General features: G+C 35.6%; 22 protein-coding genes. 17 read left to right on the top strand and 5 right to left on the bottom strand.

Annotated features, from left to right (window positions below):
• Positions 1-400 precede the first annotated feature (400 nt).
• From GXZ72_06960 to GXZ72_06950, 3 genes are all read left to right on the top strand, one after another.
• The gene (locus GXZ72_06960; GenBank protein HHT19283.1) at positions 401-1,819 is read left to right on the top strand and encodes a PAS domain S-box protein; all 1,419 of its coding nucleotides are present in this window, start codon (positions 401-403) and stop codon (positions 1,817-1,819) included.
• Between the two features lie 195 nt (positions 1,820-2,014).
• The gene (locus GXZ72_06955) at positions 2,015-3,688 is read left to right on the top strand and encodes an ATP-dependent DNA ligase (protein HHT19282.1); all 1,674 of its coding nucleotides are present in this window, start codon (positions 2,015-2,017) and stop codon (positions 3,686-3,688) included.
• Positions 3,689-3,776: 88 nt separating this feature from the next.
• Positions 3,777-4,169, top strand: coding sequence for an exodeoxyribonuclease VII large subunit (locus GXZ72_06950; GenBank protein ID HHT19281.1), 393 nt, complete (start codon positions 3,777-3,779; stop codon positions 4,167-4,169).
• A gap of 252 nt (positions 4,170-4,421) precedes the next feature.
• On the opposite strand, the gene GXZ72_06945 is transcribed toward GXZ72_06950, so the two are convergent.
• Positions 4,422-5,426, bottom strand: coding sequence for a flippase-like domain-containing protein (locus GXZ72_06945; GenBank protein HHT19280.1), 1,005 nt, complete (start codon positions 5,424-5,426; stop codon positions 4,422-4,424).
• A 3-nt stretch (positions 5,427-5,429) separates the two neighbouring features.
• Positions 5,430-6,107, bottom strand: coding sequence for a glycosyltransferase family 2 protein (locus GXZ72_06940; protein ID HHT19279.1), 678 nt, complete (start codon positions 6,105-6,107; stop codon positions 5,430-5,432).
• A 105-nt stretch (positions 6,108-6,212) separates the two neighbouring features.
• Between GXZ72_06940 and GXZ72_06935 the strand changes: the two genes are divergently transcribed.
• The 3 genes from GXZ72_06935 (at position 6,213) to glmM (ending at position 10,597) form a co-directional block, all read left to right on the top strand.
• A complete protein-coding gene (locus GXZ72_06935) occupies positions 6,213-7,679 on the top strand; it encodes a hypothetical protein (GenBank protein HHT19278.1) in 1,467 nt (488 codons plus the stop codon).
• A 28-nt stretch (positions 7,680-7,707) separates the two neighbouring features.
• Positions 7,708-9,180: a hypothetical protein gene (locus tag GXZ72_06930; protein HHT19277.1), complete on the top strand. Its 1,473-nt coding sequence runs from the start codon at positions 7,708-7,710 to the stop codon at positions 9,178-9,180.
• A gap of 64 nt (positions 9,181-9,244) precedes the next feature.
• Positions 9,245-10,597 (top strand): phosphoglucosamine mutase, encoded by a 1,353-nt coding sequence (gene glmM, locus GXZ72_06925; GenBank protein ID HHT19276.1) that lies wholly within the window; start codon positions 9,245-9,247, stop codon positions 10,595-10,597.
• 29 nt (positions 10,598-10,626) lie between these two features.
• Here glmM and GXZ72_06920 read toward each other — a convergent pair whose 3' ends face one another.
• Positions 10,627-10,794: a hypothetical protein gene (locus GXZ72_06920; GenBank protein HHT19275.1), complete on the bottom strand. Its 168-nt coding sequence runs from the start codon at positions 10,792-10,794 to the stop codon at positions 10,627-10,629.
• A 261-nt stretch (positions 10,795-11,055) separates the two neighbouring features.
• On the opposite strand from GXZ72_06920, the gene afpA reads away from it, so the two are divergent.
• The gene (gene afpA, locus GXZ72_06915; protein ID HHT19274.1) at positions 11,056-11,622 is read left to right on the top strand and encodes an archaeoflavoprotein AfpA; all 567 of its coding nucleotides are present in this window, start codon (positions 11,056-11,058) and stop codon (positions 11,620-11,622) included.
• On the opposite strand, the gene GXZ72_06910 is transcribed toward afpA, so the two are convergent.
• Together GXZ72_06910 and GXZ72_06905 are read right to left on the bottom strand one after the other, a co-directional pair.
• Positions 11,619-11,942, bottom strand: coding sequence for a hypothetical protein (locus tag GXZ72_06910; GenBank protein ID HHT19273.1), 324 nt, complete (start codon positions 11,940-11,942; stop codon positions 11,619-11,621). The two genes, afpA and GXZ72_06910, sit on opposite strands and share 4 nt — an antisense overlap.
• Before the next feature lie 34 nt (positions 11,943-11,976).
• On the bottom strand, positions 11,977-12,465 hold the full coding sequence (locus GXZ72_06905) for a hypothetical protein (GenBank protein ID HHT19272.1): 489 nt from the start codon (positions 12,463-12,465) through the stop codon (positions 11,977-11,979).
• A gap of 277 nt (positions 12,466-12,742) precedes the next feature.
• On the opposite strand from GXZ72_06905, the gene GXZ72_06900 reads away from it, so the two are divergent.
• The 10 genes from GXZ72_06900 to gatD all read left to right on the top strand — a co-directional run bounded on the left by GXZ72_06900 (position 12,743) and on the right by gatD (position 23,831).
• Entirely contained in the window at positions 12,743-13,297 is a 555-nt protein-coding gene (locus GXZ72_06900) for a helix-turn-helix domain-containing protein (GenBank protein HHT19271.1), read from the top strand.
• A gap of 67 nt (positions 13,298-13,364) precedes the next feature.
• On the top strand, positions 13,365-15,032 hold the full coding sequence (locus GXZ72_06895; protein ID HHT19270.1) for an AMP-binding protein: 1,668 nt from the start codon (positions 13,365-13,367) through the stop codon (positions 15,030-15,032).
• Positions 15,033-15,174: 142 nt separating this feature from the next.
• On the top strand, positions 15,175-15,447 hold the full coding sequence (locus GXZ72_06890) for a ferredoxin family protein (GenBank protein ID HHT19269.1): 273 nt from the start codon (positions 15,175-15,177) through the stop codon (positions 15,445-15,447).
• A gap of 15 nt (positions 15,448-15,462) precedes the next feature.
• Complete coding sequence (locus tag GXZ72_06885) at positions 15,463-16,521, top strand: 3-methyl-2-oxobutanoate dehydrogenase subunit VorB (GenBank protein ID HHT19268.1); 1,059 nt, start codon at positions 15,463-15,465, stop codon at positions 16,519-16,521.
• Positions 16,522-18,018, top strand: coding sequence for a ketoisovalerate oxidoreductase (locus GXZ72_06880; GenBank protein ID HHT19267.1), 1,497 nt, complete (start codon positions 16,522-16,524; stop codon positions 18,016-18,018). It begins immediately after the preceding gene.
• Between the two features lie 332 nt (positions 18,019-18,350).
• Complete coding sequence (locus GXZ72_06875) at positions 18,351-20,168, top strand: 2-oxoacid:acceptor oxidoreductase subunit alpha (GenBank protein ID HHT19266.1); 1,818 nt, start codon at positions 18,351-18,353, stop codon at positions 20,166-20,168.
• Positions 20,168-21,028: a 2-oxoacid ferredoxin oxidoreductase gene (locus GXZ72_06870; GenBank protein HHT19265.1), complete on the top strand. Its 861-nt coding sequence runs from the start codon at positions 20,168-20,170 to the stop codon at positions 21,026-21,028. The genes GXZ72_06875 and GXZ72_06870 overlap by 1 nt, the downstream gene beginning before the upstream one ends.
• A gap of 80 nt (positions 21,029-21,108) precedes the next feature.
• Positions 21,109-21,888: an exodeoxyribonuclease III gene (gene xth / locus GXZ72_06865; GenBank protein ID HHT19264.1), complete on the top strand. Its 780-nt coding sequence runs from the start codon at positions 21,109-21,111 to the stop codon at positions 21,886-21,888.
• A 100-nt stretch (positions 21,889-21,988) separates the two neighbouring features.
• Positions 21,989-22,282, top strand: a complete 294-nt coding sequence (locus tag GXZ72_06860; protein HHT19263.1) for a DUF2769 domain-containing protein — start codon at positions 21,989-21,991, stop codon at positions 22,280-22,282.
• A gap of 223 nt (positions 22,283-22,505) precedes the next feature.
• The gene (gene gatD, locus GXZ72_06855; protein ID HHT19262.1) at positions 22,506-23,831 is read left to right on the top strand and encodes a Glu-tRNA(Gln) amidotransferase subunit GatD; all 1,326 of its coding nucleotides are present in this window, start codon (positions 22,506-22,508) and stop codon (positions 23,829-23,831) included.
• Positions 23,832-23,862 lie beyond the last annotated feature (31 nt).

Raw genomic sequence — 23,862 nt, 5'->3', positions numbered from 1 at the left:
TTTTTCTTTTAATTGTTTTTGTTAGCCAGTTTTTTATTGATTGTGGTGAAGGCCTTTTATTCCATTCTAATTCGATGATTTTAGCTATTTTCGTAGTGAAACATGTTGTAAACTGTTGATTAAAGCTGAATTCTCTTTTATTTCTTCATTATAAGTTGAACCCGGTTTTAAATTCGTGTTTAATTTTGTTTGGTAAATTTTACTACTTCAAAATTTAAAATTAAGATTTAATATCACAATAAAAAAAATGATATATAATTAATTAAAAATAATTTAGAATTTGCTACCAACTAAAAAATGGACAACATCATTATTAAAAAAAAACTAATAAAAAAGTATATAATTCAAAGAAATCAAACCAATAACAGATATTAAAAATAATAATACTTAGTGGGATGTTATGGTGGAAGAAATACGAGTTCTAATACTGGAAGATGTGCCATTAGATGCGGAACTAATAGAAACTCAGCTTAAAAGAGAGGGTCTTAATTTTAAATCAAAAGTTGTCGATACTGAAGAAATGTACCGTAAAGAAATGGCAGAATTCCAGCCCAGCATCATCTTGGCAGATCACTCTTTACCTAAATTTGATGGCATAACTGCCATGAACATCGCACGTGAAATCTCACCTAATACGCCATTTATATTTGTAAGTGGTAAAATAGGCGAAGATTTCGCTGTTGAAATGCTCAAAGAAGGAGCAACTGATTATGTTCTAAAAAATAACTTAACAAAATTACCTCACGCAGTAGTAAGGGCTCTTAAAGAGGCTAAAGAAAAGATGGAAAAAAAAGCTGCTGAAGAGTCTCTTCGAGAGCGTGAAGAAAAATACAGGAATCTATTTGAATATTTACCAAATTATCTGGTTGTTTTGGGGTTAGATGGGAAAATAATTGATCTCAATTATGCTGCGGCAAAATTCAGCCCTTTATCTAGGGAAGACACCGTGGGCATGTATTTCACTGATCTACAATCAATAACTGGAGAAGATTCATCATTTTATCAAGAAATGTTTTCAAAATTTTTGGAGGGTGAAGAAATAGGTGTTTTTGAATCTAGTTTAATATCCCGAGACGGGGAGGTCAGATTAATGGAAGTACACCCAGCACCATTATATAAAAACAACGAGTTATACGCGATACAAATCATAGCTCAGGATATTACTGAGCGTAAACAAGCAGAAACCGAAATTAATGCTTCTTTACAGGAAAAAGAAATGCTTTTGGGTGAGATTAATAGCAGGGTAAGAAATTTTATGAACATCATATCTGGTTTGCTGGAACTTCAATCAGTTTACATGAAAGATAAAGCTAATCGTGAAATTTTGAAGGATAACAAGAATAGAGTTAAATCAATGCTTCTAATCCATGATGGGTTATCCTTATCTGAAGATTTTGCCCTTATTGATTTTTCGCAGTTCACCAAAAAACTTATAGAACTCATAAATAATTCTTATAATGTGGATAAAAATAGAATTAAGGTATATTCTAAGACTGAAGGTTTAATGCTTGACATTGATGCTGCTATTCCTTGTGGTTTAATTGTTAATGAACTTTTAACTAACGCAGTAAAACATGCATTCCCTGGAAACGCACAAGGGGAAGTTTGTGTGGAATTTGGGCTTGATAATCATGAAAATAAGGTTTTAATAGTAAGGGATAATGGTGTGGGACTTTCAGATGAGATTAATTTCAAAGAAAGTGGAACAATGGGGTTTCAACTAGTTAATACTCTGGTTAATCAATTAAAGGGCAGTGTAATACTTTCTAGGGATAAAGGAACTACATTTCAAGTTATCTGGTCTGAATCAGAATATTAATTTTTTTTTTTATGAATTACTTTCTAACTTTTTTAATCTTTTTTTTTTAGAAATTGGAAATTTTATATTTAGGTTGCAGTTTTTTATCAAAGAAATTGTAAGTTAGCAAACTTAATATGCAGGGGATTGTAAACTTTTTATTAATAAGTTTTTAAACTGAAATTGGGAACAATATTAATTTATAGAGGATATTCTATGCTTTATCGGGAATTAGTGGAAGTATACCAAGATTTAGACTCCACCACCAAACGTTTAGAGAAAACCGCCATTTTAGCAAATTTCTTAGGTAAGGTCGGGGAGGAAGATCCAGAACTACTTTCTACCGTGACTTTACTATCTTTAGGACGGGTTTTTCCCACATGGAGCGAGGAAGAACTGGGTATAGGGGCTAAACTTTTGATGAAAGCTATTTCTATGGTTGTCGGAGTATCTGCTGAAGATGTAGAGAATCAGATGCGAGAAACTGGGGATATTGGCAAAGCTACAGAGAAATTATACCACAAAAAAAGTCAGATAACCCTATTCACACAACCTCTTAGCATAGAAAAAGTATACCAGAATCTAGTGAAAATGTCTAAAATATCAGGTAAACGTGCTCAATTTAAGAAGATAGATTATTTGATGGAGTTGTTATCAGCATCATCTCCTACTGAGGCCAAATATCTTACAAGGACTGTGTTAGAAGAACTTCGTGTAGGAGTGGGGGAGGGAACTATTAGAGATGCAATTTCTCAAGCTTTTAGTATAGCTCCAGAAGTAACAGAAAGGGCACACATGTTAACTAATGATATGGGTTTGGTGGCGGAGGTTGCATTGGCGAAAGGCGAAGAAGGTTTACGTGAGTTAACCTTAAAACCTGGAAAGCCTGTTAAACCCATGTTAGCTCAACTTTCTCCAGGAATAAAACAGAGTATTGAAGAAATGGGCTGGGCAATTTGTGAAACTAAATATGATGGTATAAGGGTTCAGATTCACAGACATGAAGGGAAAATTGACGTGTTTACTCGTCGATTAGAGAATATTGCTCACGCTCTTCCCGAAATATCTGATTATATCCAAAAATCGTTTCCTGACCAAGATTTTATTGTTGAAGGAGAAATTATTGCCAGTAGAGATGGTAAACCTATATCCTTTCAATACATGCTTCAGAGAGTGCGTAGGAAATACGATATTGAAAAAATGGTTTCCAAAATTCCATTAACTCTTTATCTTTTTGACCTGCTTTACTACCAGAAACCTGTTCTGGATGAACCTCTTAAAAAAAGGAGAAAAAAATTGGAATCTCTAGTTAAAACCGATCCTGGTAAATTAGAGTTATCTACACAAGTCATTGTGACTCCTGAAGAAATTGAAAAGGCAAATGATCTTTTTGAAGTTTCGATTAAGGGAGGGCATGAGGGGATAATGATCAAAGATCCCAATGCGCCTTACATGCCGGGTATAAGGGGTAAAAAAATGCTTAAATTAAAAGCAGAACCAGAAACCCTCGATTTAGTTGTTTTAGGAGGTACTTATGGGACTGGAAAAAGAGCACATCTCATTGGTTCTTATTTAATGGCCATTCAAGATGAAAACAACCAACTCAAACCATTAGCCTACGCTGCTACAGGTTTGGATGATAATACTCTGCAAGAACTTTCTGATATGGTGGAGCCGCTTATCATAAGTAAAATGGGCAGAGAAGTGAAAATTGAGCCTTCAATAATCTTGGAAATTGCTTTTAGTGAGATAGTCGAAAGTCCTGAATCTGAAACTGGATATTCACTTCGATTCCCTGTTGTGAAGAGGATTCGTAATGATCGAGGGCTTGATGAGATTGATACTCTGGAAAGAGTAGAATCTATTTTTAGACAATCCCAAAAAAGCTGATTATTGTTTTTTTTAGTTAATTTTTTAATAAGATTTTTAACATACAAAAGTATTAATATTATTAATATTTATATTATTTCGTGGTAATATGGAAGATCAAAAGATATTTAAATTGGCTTTATTCACTACTATTTTCGGATTAGTAGGGGTGATATTTGCTGCGAATTACATAACACCTCAAGAAGTTAAAATCAAAGACATGAACCGGGGTATGCTTGATAAAGAGGTATCAGTTGAAGGGTTAGTAACAGATGTTAGCAAGTCTCGGAGTGGTGGAACATATTTTTTGGAGTTAATGGATGGCACTGGTAAAATAAAGCTTATTATTTTTGAAAGTGAGGCATTTGAAATCCAAAAAACTGGTATTAACATCAAAAACTTTAATAATAGGCGCATAAGGGTGATGGGACGAGTAACTGAATATCACGGTAGTTTGGAAGTAATTTTAAAAGATTCAAGTTCGCTGAAAATTATTGCATAATCACAATGGTGTTTTTTATCATACCAAGCCATCATCAGACTGCATTATCAAAAAGGATTTTTCTTGTTCCATTTATCACAAAAAAGTTAATGAAAGTTTCATATTTCAAGAAAGAAATAATTAATGATTAATTAATCATTTACACTTCCTTTTACCTGATTACAAGAAAGTAAATCTCGTCCAGTATAATAATCACAAATATGATTGATATTAGGACTGCGGTGATGATGCAAGTAAATGGGAAGTATGGTCCTATTTTTCAGATGATTTAAGTCCAATAGTATAATTTTTTATCTCATACAATATGTCACGAGCGTAATAAGCAGAGAATATTATTCCTAAGGCAGTTATAATCCAGAATGAGGCTAATCGATCTACCATCGCTATACTTCCTCCCAATGCGCTTGGAACTCCAAAGAGCATGAAAAGTCCAGTGAGGGATAATTCAATGGAACCAATACCTCCAGGAAGAATAGACAATATTCCAATTATATTGGCCAGTAAGAAAATTATTATAATGGCCAAAAAGCTAATTTTAACATCAAATGCCATGAATACCACGTAAAGGCGCACACATTCAAAAATCCATGATCCTGTGGTTAGAAGCAAAACTATTAACAGATTTTTTAAGCTACTGAATAATCTGGTGTATTCTACTATGCTTTTCAATCCAACGGTGAATTTATGATAAAAGTTTTCCACCAATTCTTCAGAAAGGGGTAAAAATCTAAAAATATAGTGAACCCGATTGTAAATCCATAAACTAGTGTCTTCTCTCCAGTTAATAAGATATATTAATAATAAAAGGCCTAATGACACTAAACCTCCTAAAATAGCTATTAATTTAACTTTAGGAATTAAAAAAGCGCATGTTATTAATAAAACTGCTACTATAATGCTGTCAAAGAATCTTTCAGTAAGGCCTGCAGATAAACCCTCAGAAAGGGTTATTTGGTTGATTTTTTTGCCGGCCACTGCGCTCAAAACTTCGCCTCCGGTGCGCATGGGAGTGAAATTACCGGCAAATAGTCCAATTGTCTTCACTATAAAGTTTTTCTTGAACTCCCACGGTTGTTTGATAATATAACCCCATCTTAAAGAGCGTATCCACACTACAAATAGGTGTATGGATACTGCCAATAGTATCAACCATATATTTGCATTTATTATCACATCCCACATTTGATGTGGGCCTATCCAGATTATCAAAAGAGCTAGAAGTAGGATACTGACCAAAAAAACATAATATCTTTTCAAATTTCAGATCCTCCCTAATAATTTACAAAGTAACAGGCGAAAAGTGAACATTACATAGTGAATAACATGTCTGAAATGGACGTATGATTTTTCATCTCCATAAACACACTTGATCGGCATCTCATCTACTTTAAGTTTGTTTTTTGAGGCTTTACAAAGGACTTCTGATTCATAAACATAGTCATTATATGATATGTCTACGAAAAATGGTGCTGCTCTTTTAGAAATTGCTCGAAATCCGCATTGGCTATCAGTAATGGGGTAACCAGTCACGAACCTTATAAGTCTGGTGGTTATTCCATTGGAAAACTTTCTTTGCAATGGCATGTTTTGGGGGTTGACTCCAAGGAAACGAGAGCCTATGATCATATCAGCACCGTTTATTCCCTCCAATAATCGAGGTATATATTGGGGGTCATGCTGTCCATCACCATCCAAGAGAACTATCTTACTATAATCGCAGTTAATAGCATAGTTTAAGCCGGTTTTTAATGCAGCACCTTTACCCATGTTTTCGGAATGATTAAGTATATATGCTCCGGCATTTGCCGCCAGTGTTGATGTTTGATCTGTGGATCCATCATCAACCACTACTACATCAGAGTAATATTTAACAGCTTCTACCACTTTAGCAATGGTTTTTTCTTCGTTATAAGCAGGAATAATCGTTATGATTTTCATATAAATTCCTATAATGCATTAAAGTCATAATCTCAGCAAAATATTATATGATTAATTCAAATAATCTAATTTAATATATTTAATGGTGTAACATATGGTGTGTAAATGAATTGTCGGTCTATTCTCTATGAACAACCAGTTTTGTTATTGTTAATTCCTGCCGTACTAGCATTTTTCATATCTCTCATCCCCACTATAAAATATCAGTGGCCTTTAAGTGGAGATATTTTTTACCATATACATTTAGCCAAACTTTATATGGATCAGGGTTTCGTTTACTGGGATCCACTAACTTCAGCACCATTTGGGAGGCCAATTTCTTATCCTCCCCTATTTCATCTATTAATACTTGCAATAGGCTCACTTTTTGGAAATATCTTTCAAGCAGCTCGTATTCTGCAACCAATATTAACCATGTTCATTTTCATTTCTTTTTCTTTTGTGGCCTATAAATTGTATAAAAGCATATTAGTAGGGGTATCTGCTGGATTCTTCATATTTTTCAGTCTAGTTTTCCAGAGATTTTTACTGCCTTTACCAGAAAATTTGGCATTAATTATGTTTCCACTAGCTTTTTATATGATATATCTAGCATTTGACAAAAGAGATTATAAATATGCATTTTCATCCGGTATAATCGCTGGATTAATGGCACTAACACATATTCTCTCAGCATTTTCATTTGTTATAGCCACATCCGTTTATTCGATAATAATAGGTTTAAAAGATAAACAAATGTTTTTTTACGGGATATTATTAATCATCATTGCTTTTTCTGTAGCTATGATATGGTGGTTGCCATTACTGGCTAAATATGGGATTATTTTAAATGTTGACGGTGATATTCCTAATAAGATGAGTATATTTAAGTATCCGAAATTTTTTGGAGTATTTACACTATTATTTGCAATATTTGGATGTATTTTAGCCCTGAAAAGAAGATTTAAACAGGATGTAATGATCCTTATCTTTTTGATGTTTTTTTTGATTGTCAGTAACTTGAATTATTTAGGATTTCCCATCATAAGTAATAGAATATTGACTTTTGCTCTTTTCCCACTGGTTGTTATGGCAGGAGTGGGATTTGAGTTCTTAAAAGTCAAATTTGAAGAAAAAAACGTATCAATGAATTTTTATCATTTTTTCATTATATCTGTATACATAACTGCAGTTGCAACTGGGTTTACAATGCTGGTTGAAGTAGATGAAGGTAATTCATGGTTAAGATGTTCAGACCCAGAACTTGACGTAGCAGAATGGTTTCAAACTCATGGGGATAAAAAAAGTGTTGTAGTAGCTTCTAATTATAGGGACAGTTTTATAGCGGCGCTTTGCAGACAACCAGTTGCATTAGGTGGCTATGGTCAGGGAAGAACGAAATCGTTAGATATACAGAAATATGTTGATGGAAAAGTCAACAAATCTACATATTTAAAGTATAATGTGGGGTATTTTGTGTTGAAAAAAGGCATGAAAGCACCACCCTATACTCGCCTGGTTTATGAAAACAAGGAATTTGCAATATATTATTTTATAAGTAATGCAAAAATTTCAACTAATCTTATGTCCTGATCTGTAAGTAACTAACTGGTGGTAAGTAATGAGATATCAGAACATATTCACCAACGAAAATTTATTGTTGATTATATTCCCGATTATTGCTTTTATAATTGCTTTAATCCCTACTTTGAAATTTCAACAACCTTTAAGTTGGGATATTTATTACCATGTTCATCTGGCCAAACTTTACATGGATCAATGGTTCACATTAGGGGATCATTTAACTTACGCTCCGTTTGGCAGGCCAATATTTTATCCTCCATTTTTTCATTACATTTTAGCTATCTTTTCACAAATTCTTAAAATGGATCCTTTCCAAGTGTCCCGATTTTTGCAACCAGTTTTCTCTTTTTCCTTTGTTTTCTCCTTCATTTTTGTGACTAAAAAACTGTATAATTTAAGAGTAGCTCTTATTTCTGGGGGATTCCTTTTCTTCACAAATGTATTTCACAGATCAATGCTTCCAATACCTGAAACATTGGCTTTGATTTTTTTCCCATTATCAATTTACTTTTTGTTCATAGCATTTGAAGGCAAAGGTCTTAAATATGCTTTCATTTCTGGAATTATTTCTGGGGTAATGTTTTTAACCCATGCTTTAACTGCACTGCTGCTGTTAGGAGTGGTTCTAATTTTCACATTTTCCCTTAAACTAAGAAATGATAATGTAGAATTCAAGTCTTTGTGGGTATTTTTGGGGGTTACTTTCCTTTGCGCTTCATTGTGGTGGGGGCCACTGATATTTCAGAATGGTTATGTTTTTAATAATCCCGTCACGGCTTTTTTTGGTCTAACATGGTACATAAAAACAATTTTTAAAGTATGGGGGGGTCCTGGCACCGTTTTTGCATTTTTATGGGCTGTTGTATCGATTAAAAATGGTATGGAAAAAAAATCTATCGGAAAGATTTTTAAAGAATTATCAAGGAATGATTTATTATTAGTTATTTGGTTAACATTTATTTTAATAATCACTAGTGCCTATTTAATTGGTATCCCTATTTTAATCGATCGAATTTTTAACTTTGCTGTTTTTCCGGTGGTGATAATGGCATCATTTGGATTGGAATACGTTAGGTCTATTAATTCTGAAAAATCAATTTATTATAATAATTTATACAGAATTCTGGTTGTAGTTTTAATTTTTGGTGGAGTAAGTCAAGGTTTTTTATATGCTCATTCAGTTGAACCATTAGTTAATAATTCTCAAATTGATGTGGCTCAATGGTTTGCGGAGAACGGGGATAAAAAAAGAGTAGTAATGTCTTTGTCTGAAGGAATTGATCCAGTGATTGTTTCTGTTTCCAGGCAACCGGTCTCCACTGGGGGATACCATCCGGGTATGGTTAAAGTTTTAAATCGTGAAATGTATTATAGTGGAAATTATACGAGGGAAGATTTAATTCGGGATAATATAGGATATTTAGTCGAAACATCTGATATGGTTAATCCTAATTATTTTAAATTGGTTTATCAGAACAAAGATTATAAAGTTTGGCGAGTAGAAATCTAAAACAGTTTGTGAAATAATAATTAACAATAAAAATTTATTGTAGTGTTATAAGGAAGTGCTTGTCATGAAAAAATTATTCGGAACCTTTGGGGTTAGGAGAATAGCAAATAAAGAATTAACGCCGGAATTTGCATCAAAATTAGCTGCAGCATACGGGTCACTTGTTAAAGGATGGGTGGCAGTTGGCGGAGATCCTAGAACATCTACTCCTCTCATAAAACACTCAGTAATAGCCGGACTGCTTTCTTCAGGATGTAATGTGGTTGATATGGGAATTATACCCACACCAACGGTTCAATACGCTGTTCGAAACTATTATGATGGGGGGGTAATTATAACAGCTTCCCATAACCCTCCACATTATAATGGGATCAAATTCGTTGACCAAGATGGGATTGGTATAGCTGAAGATATGGAACTAGAAATTGAGGACATGTTCTTCAATGACAATCCTAACAGGGTATCTTATGATGAAATCAAAGAAGTTATCACTAATGAGGGTTTGGTTGATGAATACAATGAGGAAGTAGTACAACGGGTGGATCATGATGCCATTGCAAAGGCTAAATTGAAGGTTGTTGTGGATTGTGGTAGTGGAGCAGCATGTTTCACCACTCCTTACGTTCTTCGTAAGTTAGGGTGTGATGTGATCACCTTAAACTGTCAACCTGATGGATTTTTCCCTGGAAGAAATCCAGAACCAACTGAAGACAACCTTCAAGAGCTCATAGAAACTGTAAAAGCTACAAATGCTGATTTAGGCATTGCTCATGATGGGGATGCTGATCGTACTATATGCATAGATGAAAAAGGAAATTTTGTAATGGGTGATAAGACTTTTGCCCTCGTAGAGAAGCAATTACTTCAAGAAAATCAGGGAGGACTTATTGTAACTACTGTTGCCACATCATCGGCTATTTATGACATTGCTGAGGAGTATGGTGGAACTGTGACTGCAACCAGGGTTGGAGATTTGTTGGTGGCCAGAGAACTTAAAAATAGGGATGGTTTGTTTGGGGGAGAAGAAAATGGTGGATTAATATTTCCGGATTTTGTTTATGGTAGGGATGCAGCTCTTTCTACTGCTAAAATCGTGGAAATATTGGCATTAACATCAAAACCACTGTCTCAACTGGTGGCAGAACTTCCTGCCTACCAATCTGTGAAGATGAAGGTGGAATGCCCTGATGACCGGAAACAAGAGGTCATGGATAAAATCTCTCAAGACACTCAACAATACAAGGTTGATACCACAGATGGGGTTAAAATTTTCCGAGATGAAGGATGGCTCATTATCCGTCCTTCGGGAACAGAACCCATCTTCAGATGTTTTGCAGAGTCTAAAAATGTGGATGATGCTAAAAAAATGGCAGAATGGGGAATATCTCTTGTTAAAAAGCATTTAAAAAATAAATAATTGTTAATTGATTTTTTATCTACTTCTTACTATTTTTCTTTTCTTTTTTGACCGGGGTCATCAAAGTAAAATCCGTAAAACTCAGCACAATAAGCACAAAGAGGAAATTTCTCATAACGGTAGCGACTACCATCTTCTTTGTTCATATCAAATTTTTTACCACAAGTGTAACAAGTTTCAATTTTTTCACTTTTCATATTTTTCTTTGACTTTTCATGTAAGTTGTCATCTGTTTGGTTATTTGTACAACTGGAATTTTCTATTTTAACACCGCCATTTGCCTTCACTTTATGATAATTATTTTTTTATTGTTTAGTTTTTCCTGTCAATATATCAGTTTATGTATGCTGCTGATTTGATGGATTTTGTCTTAATATTCAATTTTTCAATTCTAGTTAATTAATCCATAGGAAATTTAGCGAAAAGTAAATTATGGAATAATTATAATAAGTATAGTTATGAAGAAAAAAAGAAAAGTTGCTTGGGGGATTACTGGAAGTGGTGAAAAACTGGTTGAAACCGTGGAAATCATGCAACAGATGCGGGATGAATACCATAAGCAATTTGATATTAGAGTTTTTATTTCAAGAGCTGGAGATCAAGTTTTAAAGTATTATAACCTTTCCACCACGCTTGAAACAAAATTTGATAAGACATGGACTGAAATAAATTCAAATGCTCCTTTTTTGGCCGGTCAAATTCAGATGGGAAGATATGAATTTTTGCTAATTGCGCCAGCAACATCCAACACGGTGGCTAAGATATCGTTGCGAATAGCAGACACTCTTCTTTCTAATGCTGCTATAATGGGCCAGAAAACTAGAACACCATTATTCATAATGCCCACGGACTTTAGAGAGGGCATAGTTACTACAAAACTACCTAATGGAAAATTTTTGGAGTTGAATATTACTAGGGAGGATGCGGAACACGTGGAAAAAATATCTGAAATGGAAAACACTACTGCATTTGAATCTCCTGAGGATATCCCTAATATATTTGAGAAATATGCCAGTAATGATTAAATAAGCTCTTTTCTCAGTTGTAGTGTAACGTTGAACTTTTTAATAGGTAAACCATCTTCTTCATCATCACTTATGGGTGAAATTCCTCTGAAATAATGGTCAACAGCGCCAGTATTATCTATATCCACTTGAACAGTTTCCATATCATCTAAACCATCAAAAAATTGACATATTTCAATTATTTTTTTTTCTGGACCTCTAAATTTAACAATCATTGCTCCTTCATGTCTGTTTTGGAGAGATATGAATTTATCATCTACGTCCAATGATTTATCTTTCTTTTTACTACCACTAACCCTATGGAAAACTATGTTTGCCATTTTTTTTAACCTCCAATTTTTTTTTATGGGATTTTTATAATTTATAACCAATGTCTCGGAGGAAATTTTTTCTCCAAGCCACATCATCCTTTGTTTCCAAAGCATGAGGCTTGGAACCATCAATAACTCCAATTATGCCTCTTCCCTGTTCAGATTCAACGATTAAAACTTGAACTGGATTGGCAGTTGCACAGAACAGATTCACCACTTCAGGAACGCTCTTAATTCTCTGAGTTAAGTTGATGGGAAAGGCATTTTGCATGAAAATCAGAAAACTATGACCACAACCAATTTCTAGCATTTTAGCACCGGCTAATTCTTCTAAATCATTATCATTTCCGGATACTCTAATCAGACAATCTCCTGAAGCCTCACCAAAGGCAAGACCAAACTTTGCTTGCGGTACAGTATTAACTATGGCTTCATGAAGGTCTTCAACAGTTTTTATAAAGTGACTTTGGCCTAAAATAAGATTACAACCTTCTGGCGATTCTAATTTAACAATTTTGATTTCAAGTTTCATAAGATCCCCTAGTTATAAATTGGAAGTTTGTTAGTTTAACAGTTTGTGGATTAGTATACTTTTTTGAGAATAATTTTTGCATTGGTAATTTATTTATAGTAGCAGAATAAATTGTCATTAACAATCATTATAAAATATTTTAACTTTATTACATAAATATTAAATAAATTGGAACTCAAATTAGAGATTAGATCAATGAATATGTTGTTTTTTTACCATGGCTACCAAGCCAAGGCCTAACAAAAAGTCTAAACCGCATTTAATTGAGGTTTTCATTATGAAAGAGAAAATGAAGGAAATAGGACTTCGGATAAAGGAGTTACGAGAGCTTTCTGACATCAGTATTCAGGATATGGCAAATTACCTTGAAATATCCCTGGAAACCTACCAAGAGTATGAAGATGGACAAAAAGATATCCCTGCCAGTATTCTATTTGAAATAGCCCAAAAAATGCAAGTGGATATGGGGCTCCTTTTAACCGGAGAGGAAACTAGAATGCACATATTTAGTGTTACTAGAAAAGGCAAAGGAGTAGAAGTTGGTCGTAGAAAACAGTATCAATATGAAAATCTTGCTGAAAAATTCATACATAAAAAAGCAGAACCTTTTATTGTTACTGTAGAACCTAAAAGTGATGGGAATAAACCTTCAACCAACACACACCCTGGACAGGAATTTAACTATATTTTGGAAGGAACTCTGAAAATTTACATTCATGATAATGAAATTATTCTCCATGAAGGAGATTCAATCTTTTTTGATTCATCATATGAACATGCCATGGAAGCTTTAGAGAATAAAACTGCCCGATTCCTGGCTATAGTAATGTAAGAACAAAATAACTCGTTTAATCGTAAATTATAATTATTTGCAAGAGGATTATTTAAGTGGTGATAAGATGTCATCTTTACTGGATAAATTTGTTTCACAAGCGAATTTTAAGTCATACTCTGATTTTAAAAGTAATTTCAATATTGAAATCCCCAAAAACTTCAACTTTGCCTACGATGTTGTGGATGAGTACGCCCGCATAGAACCTGATAAGGTTGCAATGGTTTGGTGTAATGACGAAACAGACCGTACGTTTACTTTCAAAGAGTTGAAAGAGTACTCAGATCGGGCTGCCAATTTTTTCAAACAGCAAGGTATAAAAAAAGGAGATAGGGTTATGCTTACCCTAAAAAGTCGCTATGAATTCTGGTTTTGCATATTAGCATTACACAAATTAGGGGCCATAACCATCCCTGCCACTCACATGCTCAAGACCAAGGACATAGTATACCGTGTTGAGAAAGCAGGTATCAAAATGGTGGTATGTATAGCTGAAGATGGTGTTCCAGAATTCTTTGATGAAGCAAATCGCCAATTAGAGGGCACTGAACTATTAAAAGTTATTGTAGGAGAACACGATAGGGAAGGGTGGATGAATTTCCGGAAAGAAATTGAAAACACATCCAAAAAATTTGAACGTCCCACCGGTGCTGCTGGAACCAAAAATGATGAGGTAATGCTTGTTTATTTCTCATCAGGAACTACTGGAATGCCAAAAATGATCATGCACGATCATACGTATCCTTTTGGGCATATTATTACTTCGCACTGGCAGAATGTTATGGATGAAGGATTGCACTATACTGTGGCTGACACTGGCTGGGCAAAGGCCATGTGGGGTCAGATTTATGGGCAGTGGTTTTTAGGCAGCAAAGTGTTTGTTTATGATTATGACCGATTTGATGCAGGAAAGATGCTGGAAAAATTAACTTATCATGGTGTAACAACCTTTTGTGCCCCTCCAACTATCTACCGATTCTTAATCCAAGAAGATATTTCGGGTTATGATTTTTCAAAACTTAAATATGCTGTTACCGCTGGTGAACCATTAAATCCGGAGGTTTATAATCGATTTTATGAATTAACAGGACTTAAGCTGATGGAAGGCTATGGACAGACAGAATGTGTGGTTTGTATTGCTAATTTTCCCTGGATGGAACCGAGACCAGGATCCATGGGCAAGCCATGTCCAAAATATGATATACTGCTCATGAACGATGAAGGTAATCTTTGTGATGTGGGTGAGGAAGGAGAAATCGTTATCAAAACATCTGAAGCCAAGCCACCAGGTTTATTCCAAGGATATTATAAGGAGGAAAAACGAACAGAAAAAGTTTGGCACGATGGATATTACCATACAGGGGACACTGCTTGGATGGATGAAGACGGATATTACTGGTTCGTTGGGCGAAACGATGATATGATAAAAAGCTCAGGCTATCGTATAGGTCCATTTGAAGTTGAAAGTGCAGTTATATCTCACCCATCTGTATTAGAATGTGCAATAACTGGTGTTCCCCACTCTGTCAGAGGCCAAGTGGTTAAAGCTACTATTGTACTAACTAATAATTATAAAGCTTCTGATGAACTGGCAAAAGAAATTCAGGACCATGTTAAACAAGTTACTGCGCCTTATAAGTACCCTAGAGTCATTGAATTTGTTGAAGAATTGCCAAAAACAATCAGTGGTAAAATTCGGCGGGTTGAAATCAGAGAAAAAGACCAAGGGCAATGAAAAACTGATATGTTTCGATTTTTTTGTTTTTAACATACACTGTCCTTTTTTTATTTTTTGGAATAATGAATTGGAGATCAACATTGATTTTAGATATTAGAATAAGATATTGTAATTGAAGACTTTAAGGATGAAGTAGATCATGACTAGAAAAAAGAAAGAACCATATCCAGTTTTTAACCAACTGGAATGTAAGGCTTGTGAACGCTGTATAATAGCATGTCGTCAACATGTCCTTAAAATGAGTGATGAAGTAAATGAACGAGGTTATCACTACGCAGAATATACAGGTAATGGATGTAATGGCTGTGGGGACTGCTATTACACTTGTCCAGAGCCACTGGCGGTGGAAGTTCACATACCCCTCAGAAAAAAAGTAAAGGCCAAAACTAATCCTAGAAATAAACAAAGGTGAAAAAGAGGAGAACAAATGACTATCCAATTAATAAAAGGTAACACTGCTGTTATAATAGGTGCAATGTATGCTGGCTGTGATTGCTTCTTCGGATATCCCATAACTCCTGCTTCAGAAGTATTACACGAAGCCTCACTATACTTTCCCAAGGTGGGTCGCACATTTGTCCAAGCGGAATCAGAGGAAGCCTCTATTAACATGGTTTACGGAGCAGCTGCAGCAGGTCATAGGGTAATAACTGCATCTTCAGGTCCTGGAATCAGTCTTATGCAGGAAGGAATGTCATTTCTGGCCGGAGCAGAACTTCCCTGTGTTATTGTAGACATTATGCGTGCAGGTCCCGGTCTTGGGAATATTGGGCCAGAACAATCTGATTATACTCAATTAGTTAAAGGAGGAGGTCATGGAAACTACCGAAACATAGTACTAGCTCCTAATTCTGTGCAGGAGATGTGTGACTTTACTATGAAGGCATTCCATTTGGCTGATAAATACAGAAACCCTACAGTGGTCTTGGCGGATGGAGTGTTAGGACAAATGGTAGAAAGGCTTAATTTTCCATCTAAGTCTATCAAACCAGTATTTGATGAATCTTGGGCGGTTAGAGGCAACAAAAATACTAGGAAAAACTTGGTAACAAGTATTTTTCTTGATTTTGATCAATTAGAAGACTTTAACTATAGACTTCAGGATAAATACTTGGAAATAATGGAGAATGAAGTGGACTTTGAGGAATACATGATGGATGATGCTCAGATAATTTTAGTGGCCTATGGAATTAGCAGCCGCGTAGCCCGTTCAGCAGTGGATTATGTTAGAAAAGAGGGAATTCGGGCAGGATTATTCCGTCCCAAGACATTATTTCCATTTCCTTCAAAAAAACTCAATGAAATTGCTATTAAAACAGAATGCAAATTTTTATCAGTGGAAATGAGTAATGGTCAGATGAAAGAGGACATAACATTAGCAATAGGATGCCTTCGCCCGGTTGAACTGGTTAACAGGATGGGAGGAAACCTCATAGATCAAAAAACCATAATTGATAAAATACATGAAATGGCAGGGGGTATCTAAATGTCAGGACACGGAAAAACCCAGAAAAATGGCCTTTACTATGAGACAACAGTGGAAGAAAAGATTATCCAGAAACCCAAATCCATCCTTAAGGAATATCCACGTAAAGGGGGTAGTGCACCTACGGCTACTCATTACTGTCCTGGTTGTGGCCATGGTATACTTCATAAACTCATAGGGGAGGCTATTGATGATTTAGGAATTCAGAACCGCACAGTAATGGCCAGTCCAGTTGGATGCGCAGTTTTCGCCTACTATTACTTTGACTGTGGTCATGTACAAGTGGCCCATGGTCGTGCCCCAGCAGTGGGAACAGGCCTATCACGTGCTGAAGAAGATGCAGTGGTGATACTTTACCAGGGAGATGGAGATTTAGCGTCTATAGGATTAAATGAAACTATTCAAGCTGCAAACCGTGGGGAAAAGATGGCCGTATTTTTCGTAAACAACACAGTTTACGGTATGACTGGAGGGCAAATGGCACCCACCACCCTAGTGGGAGAAGTCACTGTAACTTGTCAAAGTGGTAGAGATCCCCGCTACACTGGTTACCCTTTGCACATGTCTGAATTACTGGACAATCTGGATGCACCTGTTTTTATTGAGAGAGTAGCTGTTTCAGATCCCAAAAATATTCGAAAAGCTAAAATAGCGGTTAAGAAAGCCCTTGAAGTGCAAAAAAATGGTAAAGGATATGCTTTTGTGGAAGTACTTTCACCATGTCCAACTAACCTTAGAATGGATGCTCAAGGATGCGAAGATTTTGTCAATCAAGAAATGAGTAAAGAATTCCCAATTAGAAATTTTAGGGACCGTAGAAAGGATGCTAAACCTCTCTGCAGGGCTAGCAGCGATTTTTCACAAGAAGCTCTGGACAACATCTTTGAAGTAAAGAAAGACACATCTTGGGAAGCTCGGGACGATCCGTCTTTCGCTCGAAAAGTGGTTAGGATTGCTGGTTTTGGAGGTCAAGGTGTTTTGAGCATGGGACTTACACTTGCTCAAGCTGCTTGTAATGATCAAAGGCATGTTTCTTGGTATCCTGCCTATGGGCCCGAACAACGAGGAGGAACTTCGGATTGTACTGTGGTAATTTCCGGAGAAACCATAGGTTCACCAGTAATACAAATTTCAGACATTCTTGTAGCTTTAAACAGGCCTGCACTTGAGAAATTTGCTACAAAAGTTAAAAAAGATGGATTAATTCTATTTGACAAGCGCATATCTCGTTTTAAGGATGTTGAAGGGTTTGTGCCCAAAGGTTTAAGGGCAATTGCAGTACCAGCCCGAAAATTGGCCAAGGCACATGGTGTGCCAAGAGCTGCAAACACTGTAATGTTAGGAGTGCTCATGGCGATGGGAGTGACCAACCTTCCGGAAAATGTTTTTAAAGAGGCTATTAAACATACTTTCCATAAAAAACCTAAACTGATAAACGTGAATCTAGAAATACTCGAAACAGGTGTTCAATGGGCTCAAGAGAACCTTGAACTATAATTTGAAGGCAATACGCTTAGAAATAGTTTGAATTTTATTAGGAAAATTATCAAGGTTTACTTGGCACTGCTATATAATATCTCATAGTCTAAAAAAGTCCATAAAAATCCATATTGAGGTTATTTTAGCAGTTTGACGTATTGTTTATCATTTTTCCCTTTAATATCATTTGAGTGAATTCTTTTTCCCATTTTTTTTTATTTCATCAAATATTAAATATAAAATTTTAAGTTAATCGAGTAACAAATTAATCTCAAAGTTAATTATTGGATAAAATTAAAGTGAGTGGTTAAAGGGGTGTAAATAACTGTATATGTTGTAGGGGTGAATTTATGACTTTTTTATCCAAAAAAGATAATGTTTCTGTGGTTATTTGTGGTGAAGCAGGTCAGGGAATTCAGACTGTAGAGACAATCTTGGTTCAAGCTCTTAAACGTAGTGGTTACCATATTTTTTCTACCAAGGAGTATATGTCGAGGGTTAGAGGTGGTTACAATTCTACACAGATAAGAGTTTCCTCTCACAGAGTTTCTTCATATGTTAATAGAATCGACATACTTTTTGTGCTAAGTTCAGGTGCTATAAAACATCTTGAAGATAAAATATCTCCAGATACATTCATAATCGGAGATCCAGAACACTTTAAATCTATAAAAGAGAACAATACCCAAGAATTTCAACATAGGGATCATCCAGGAGTTAATGAACAGTATCATTTTTTGGAGATTCCCCTAATACAAACTGCTCAAGAAATGGGGGGCCTAATATTTGCTAATGTTGTTGCGGCAGGTATCTTATCTTGTATTTTAAACGTTCCTAAAAAGATGTTTAATAGGATCATCCATGATATTTTCGCACGCAAAGGTGATGAGATACTTCAAAAGGATTTAAAGGCAGGAAAAAAAGGTTATGATCTTGGCAGGGAATTAATGGATTCTGAATCAGGAAAAATTCAATTATCACTTTCTGTGAACTCAAAAATAAAAGATGAATTGTTGATAAATGGTACTGATGCTGTAGGGTTTGGGTGTCTGGCTGGAAATTGTAAATTCATGTCATCATATCCTATGACTCCATCCACACCTTTACAGGAATTTTTGGCAGCCCATTCTCATGATTTTGAACTCGTATATGAACAAGCAGAAGACGAAATTGCAGCTATTAATATGGCTGTAGGCGCATCATATGCAGGCGCTCGAAGCATTGTAGCCACCTCGGGAAGTGGATTTGCTCTTATGGAAGAAGGAGTGGGCTTGGCAGGGATGATAGAAACTCCTGTTGTTATTTATATAGGTCAAAGGCCGGGCCCAGCAGTGGGACTTCCCACCCGCACCAGTCAGGAAGATTTAAACTTGGCATTATATTCAGGAACAGGAGAGTTTCCCAAGATCATATTTGCACCAGGAAAACTGGAAGACGCATTTACATTAACCCAGAAAGCATTTAACTTGGCTGAAAAATATCAAATCCCAGTATTTATCCTTTCAGATCAGTACTTCGCTGATTGCTATTATAACATACCCTCACTACCTGTTGATGATATTAAGAATGAAAATCATCTTATTAAAACACCTCCAGAATACAAAAGATACCTAATAACTCATGATGGAATAACTCCTAGGGGAATACCTGGATATGGGGAAGGACTGGTGGTTGTTGATTCTGATGAACATGATGAAGAAGGACATCTAACTGAAGACTTGGTTATAAGGAAGAAGATGGTTGATAAAAGATTGAAAAAAATGGAAAATATGAAGAATGATGTCATTCCGCCTGATTTAGAAGGACCAACTAATTACAACAATCTTGTTATTGGCTGGGGCTCCACCTACTGGCCCATAATGGAGGCTTTAGAAAACATCAGAACAACACATCCTGATTATAAGATCAGCTTCCTTCATTTTAAACAAATTTATCCTTTCCACAGAAGTGTTTCAGGATATTTGGAAAAGGCAGATGACGTGATCATATTCGAAAATAATGCCCAAGGACAAATGGCTAACCTCATTAAGCTTGAAACTGGTTTTGAAATACAAGAAAAGATTCTTAAATATGATGGTATGCCATTTTCTGTAGAGGAAGTGGAAGAAAAGATTAAAAAATTCATGGGTATTAGTATTAATAATAATGGGGATAGGGGGGTGTTATAATGAAACTGAAAGATTTTAACATGCCTCATGCAGATGTGGCATGGTGTCCGGGGTGTGGTAATTTTTCTATATTACGCAGCCTCAAGAAAGCACTTGCTGATCTTGAAATTCCACCTGAGAATTTGGTTTTTGTATCAGGAATAGGGCAAGCTGGCAAACTCCCACATTATATCCGAGGTAATGTATTCAATGGATTGCATGGAAGGTCATTATCTCCTGCTACGGGAATAAAAGCAGTTAACCCTGAATTAACAGTCATTGATATTAGTGGAGATGGATGTATGTATGGAGAAGGTGGAAATCACTTCATGCACACCATAAGGCGCAACCCCGATATCACTAACTTAGTTCATAATAACATGGTATATGGTCTCACCAAGGGACAAGCATCGCCAACAAGCCAAAAAGATTTTAACACGCCTTTACAAGTTCAAGGAGTATTTTTAGAGCCATTTAATCCATTAGGGGTAGCTATTGCTCTTGATGCGTCATTTGTGGCCAGGGCTTACAGTGAAGACCGTAAACAAACCATTGAAATTTTTAAATCGGCCATAAAACATAAAGGATACGCACTGGTGGACATATTTCAGCCATGTGTCACCTTCAATCGGGTGAATACAAAAAACTGGTTTAGGGAACATACTTATTACTTGGAGGATGATCACGATCCTCTAGACAGATCCATGGCATTCAACCGAGCTATTGAAACTGGAGAATATCCTTTAGGAGTTTTTTACATGAACCCCAATAAAAAAACATTTGAAAAGAATTTAAACGTTTACTCAAAGAAAAAAACACCATTATTCCAAAGAACAATTGATATAAATCAAATCAAAGCTCTAATAGACAGTAAAAGATGATGTGTGAATACATATTGTTTATTATTATGGTTAGTTTCGGAATCATTAGTTAACGTATTAAAAAAAGTTATAGGTGGAAAATGAAAAAATTAAGAATATTATCATGGAACGTAAATGGGATCAGGGCTGTGCATAGAAAAGGGTTCTTGCAATGGTTTATGAAAGATAAACCTGATATTTTATGCATTCAAGAGACTAAAGCACATCGTAAACAGTTTCCATCAGATATTAGGAGCATTAATGGTTATCAGACATATATTTCAGAGGCAGAACGAAAGGGGTACAGTGGTGTGGCAACGTTTACTAATAAAAAGCCCGAAAAAGTTCGAAATGGGTGGGGGATACCCAAATTTGATCGTGAAGGTCGAACTTTAATCACTGATTATGGGGATTTTGTACTATTCAATATTTATTTTCCCAACGGAAAAATGTCCGAAGAGAGACTTCAATACAAATTAGACTTTTATGATTCATTTTTAGAATATGCAGACACACTCAAAGATGACGGGCGTAATATAATAGTTTGCGGTGATGTCAACACAGCTCACAAAGAAATTGACTTAGCAAGACCCAAGGAAAATAAGAAAGTCTCTGGTTTTTTACCTATTGAAAGGGAATGGATTGATCGCTTTTTAAGTCATGGTTATGTGGACACATTCCGGGAATTTAACCATGAACCTGATAATTACACTTGGTGGAGTTATCGTACACGGGCAAGAGATCGAAATGTTGGATGGAGATTGGACTACTTCTTCGTGAACCAAGAATTCATGGAACGTGTAGAAAATTCATACATTTTGTCTGAAGTCATGGGTTCTGATCACTGTCCTGTGGGAATAGACTTAAAATTAGATGATTAAACTATCAATAAATAAATTCAACTAAAAATTATAGGAAAGTTCATGCAATAGGAAATCATATAGACGGAAACCAAATAAACTATATATCTTGGTGGATTAAATGGACAAATTTGAGGAAAAATTACAAGTTTTTGCAAGGAAAGGTCTGTCGGAAGAAGAAGTTGAAAAGAAAATTTTAGATGAAATGGGAGACGAATGCATTTGTCCAGATTGCCCAATGTTCAACCAGTGTGCCAAAGAAAAGTATGAGGGACTTTACTGTATTTTAGGCAAATCAGAATGTACTCTAGAAGAGGATGAATGCATATGTCCTGATTGTGAAGTTGTGGAAGATTTAGATCTTAAATATGATCTTTACTGTATCAAAGGATCTGAAAAAGAATTAAGGGAATAAATTCATAATCTCAGAACAACTTTGATAATCCCTAAAAATAATTTATATTATTACTATCAAAAAATAAAGAAACTCTTAATAGTCTTCGAGAATTGTGTTAGGGGACTAAAATAAAAATTAGATTTATTAGACAGAATTTCAGCAATCTAAAATTTTGGCATGCAACACTGTAATTTTTAGTTTTCGTAATTTAATTTATCTAAAAAAAGATTTGAGGGATGTTATGAGTTATCATGGATTAGCTAAAAATTTTTTAGAATCACAGGGAATATCAATTGGAGACATTATATCCATAAAAAAAGAGGGCATAGAATATAAGGGTATGTTATTAGACCGAGTAGAAGATGCTGATGAATTCCATATTGTGTTAAAGTTAGATAATGGATATAATATTGGTGTTGCCATAGATAAAGCTGAAATAAATCTTATAAACAAAGGAAAACGGTCAAAAATTGATCATTCTCCAATGGATATGCAGAAAGATCCAAAACTGATGAATATATCCATTATATCCACAGGAGGTACCGTTGCATCTCTTATTGACTATAAAACAGGAGCGGTACATCCTGCATTCACTGCTGATGATCTTCTTAGAGCCACTCCGGAGCTTATGGATGAAGCTAACATTCAGGGAAAGGCGATCATGAACATATTAAGCGAGAATATGAAACCGGAAAATTGGGTTCAATCAGCCCGATCAGTGGTAGATGAGATAAATAATGGTGCTGATGGAGTAGTAGTAGCTCATGGAACTGATACAATGCACTACACATCGGCTGCACTTAGTTTCATGATTGATTCTACAGTTCCAATTATTATTACCGGTGCTCAAAGAAGTTCCGACCGACCATCATCTGACGCATTTTTTAATCTCATGAGTTCAGTCGTTGCTGCTAAATCTGATATTGCAGAGGTAATGATCTGCATGCACGCCACTGAAAGCGACAACAAAGCCCATTTACATCGTGGAACAAAAGTTCGCAAGATGCACACTAGTCGTCGTGACACCTTCACCAGTATTAACAGCAATCCACTAGCACAAGTGCAAGATGGGAAGATAAAAATCATTGACACAAATTATCCATACCGAAAACGAAACCAAACATCATTAACGTTAAATGACTCATTTGAACCAAAAGTCGCATTCATAAAGAGTTATCCAGGCATTACTAGTGAATTAATTGATTATCATATTGATAAAGGATACAAAGGAATGTTGTTAGAGGGAACTGGTTTGGGGCACTGTCCAGATCATCTCCTCCCCCCCATTAGGAGAGCGGTGGATGAAGGAGTACATGTTGTTATGTCATCTCAGTGTTTATACGGTCGAACCAACTTGAATGTGTACAGTACTGGGCGCAAACTTCTATCTGCTGGAGTAATACCTGTTGGTGATATGTTACCTGAGACAGCCTACGTAAAACTAGCATGGGTTTTAGGACAATCTGTAAATAAGGAAGAAGTCAAAAACATGATGTTAACTAACCTTAAAGGGGAATTCGAAGTTAAATCATCCTCAAAATACTTCTCAAGGGATTATGGGGAATAGAATGACTATGGTGATTGATATGGATGAAAAA

Origin of the sequence: Methanobacterium sp., assembly GCA_012838205.1 — an archaeon.
Classification (GTDB): domain Archaea; phylum Methanobacteriota; class Methanobacteria; order Methanobacteriales; family Methanobacteriaceae; genus Methanobacterium.
The sequence above is the reverse complement of the archived record's forward strand: the minus strand, read 5'-3'. Positions and strand labels throughout refer to the sequence as shown.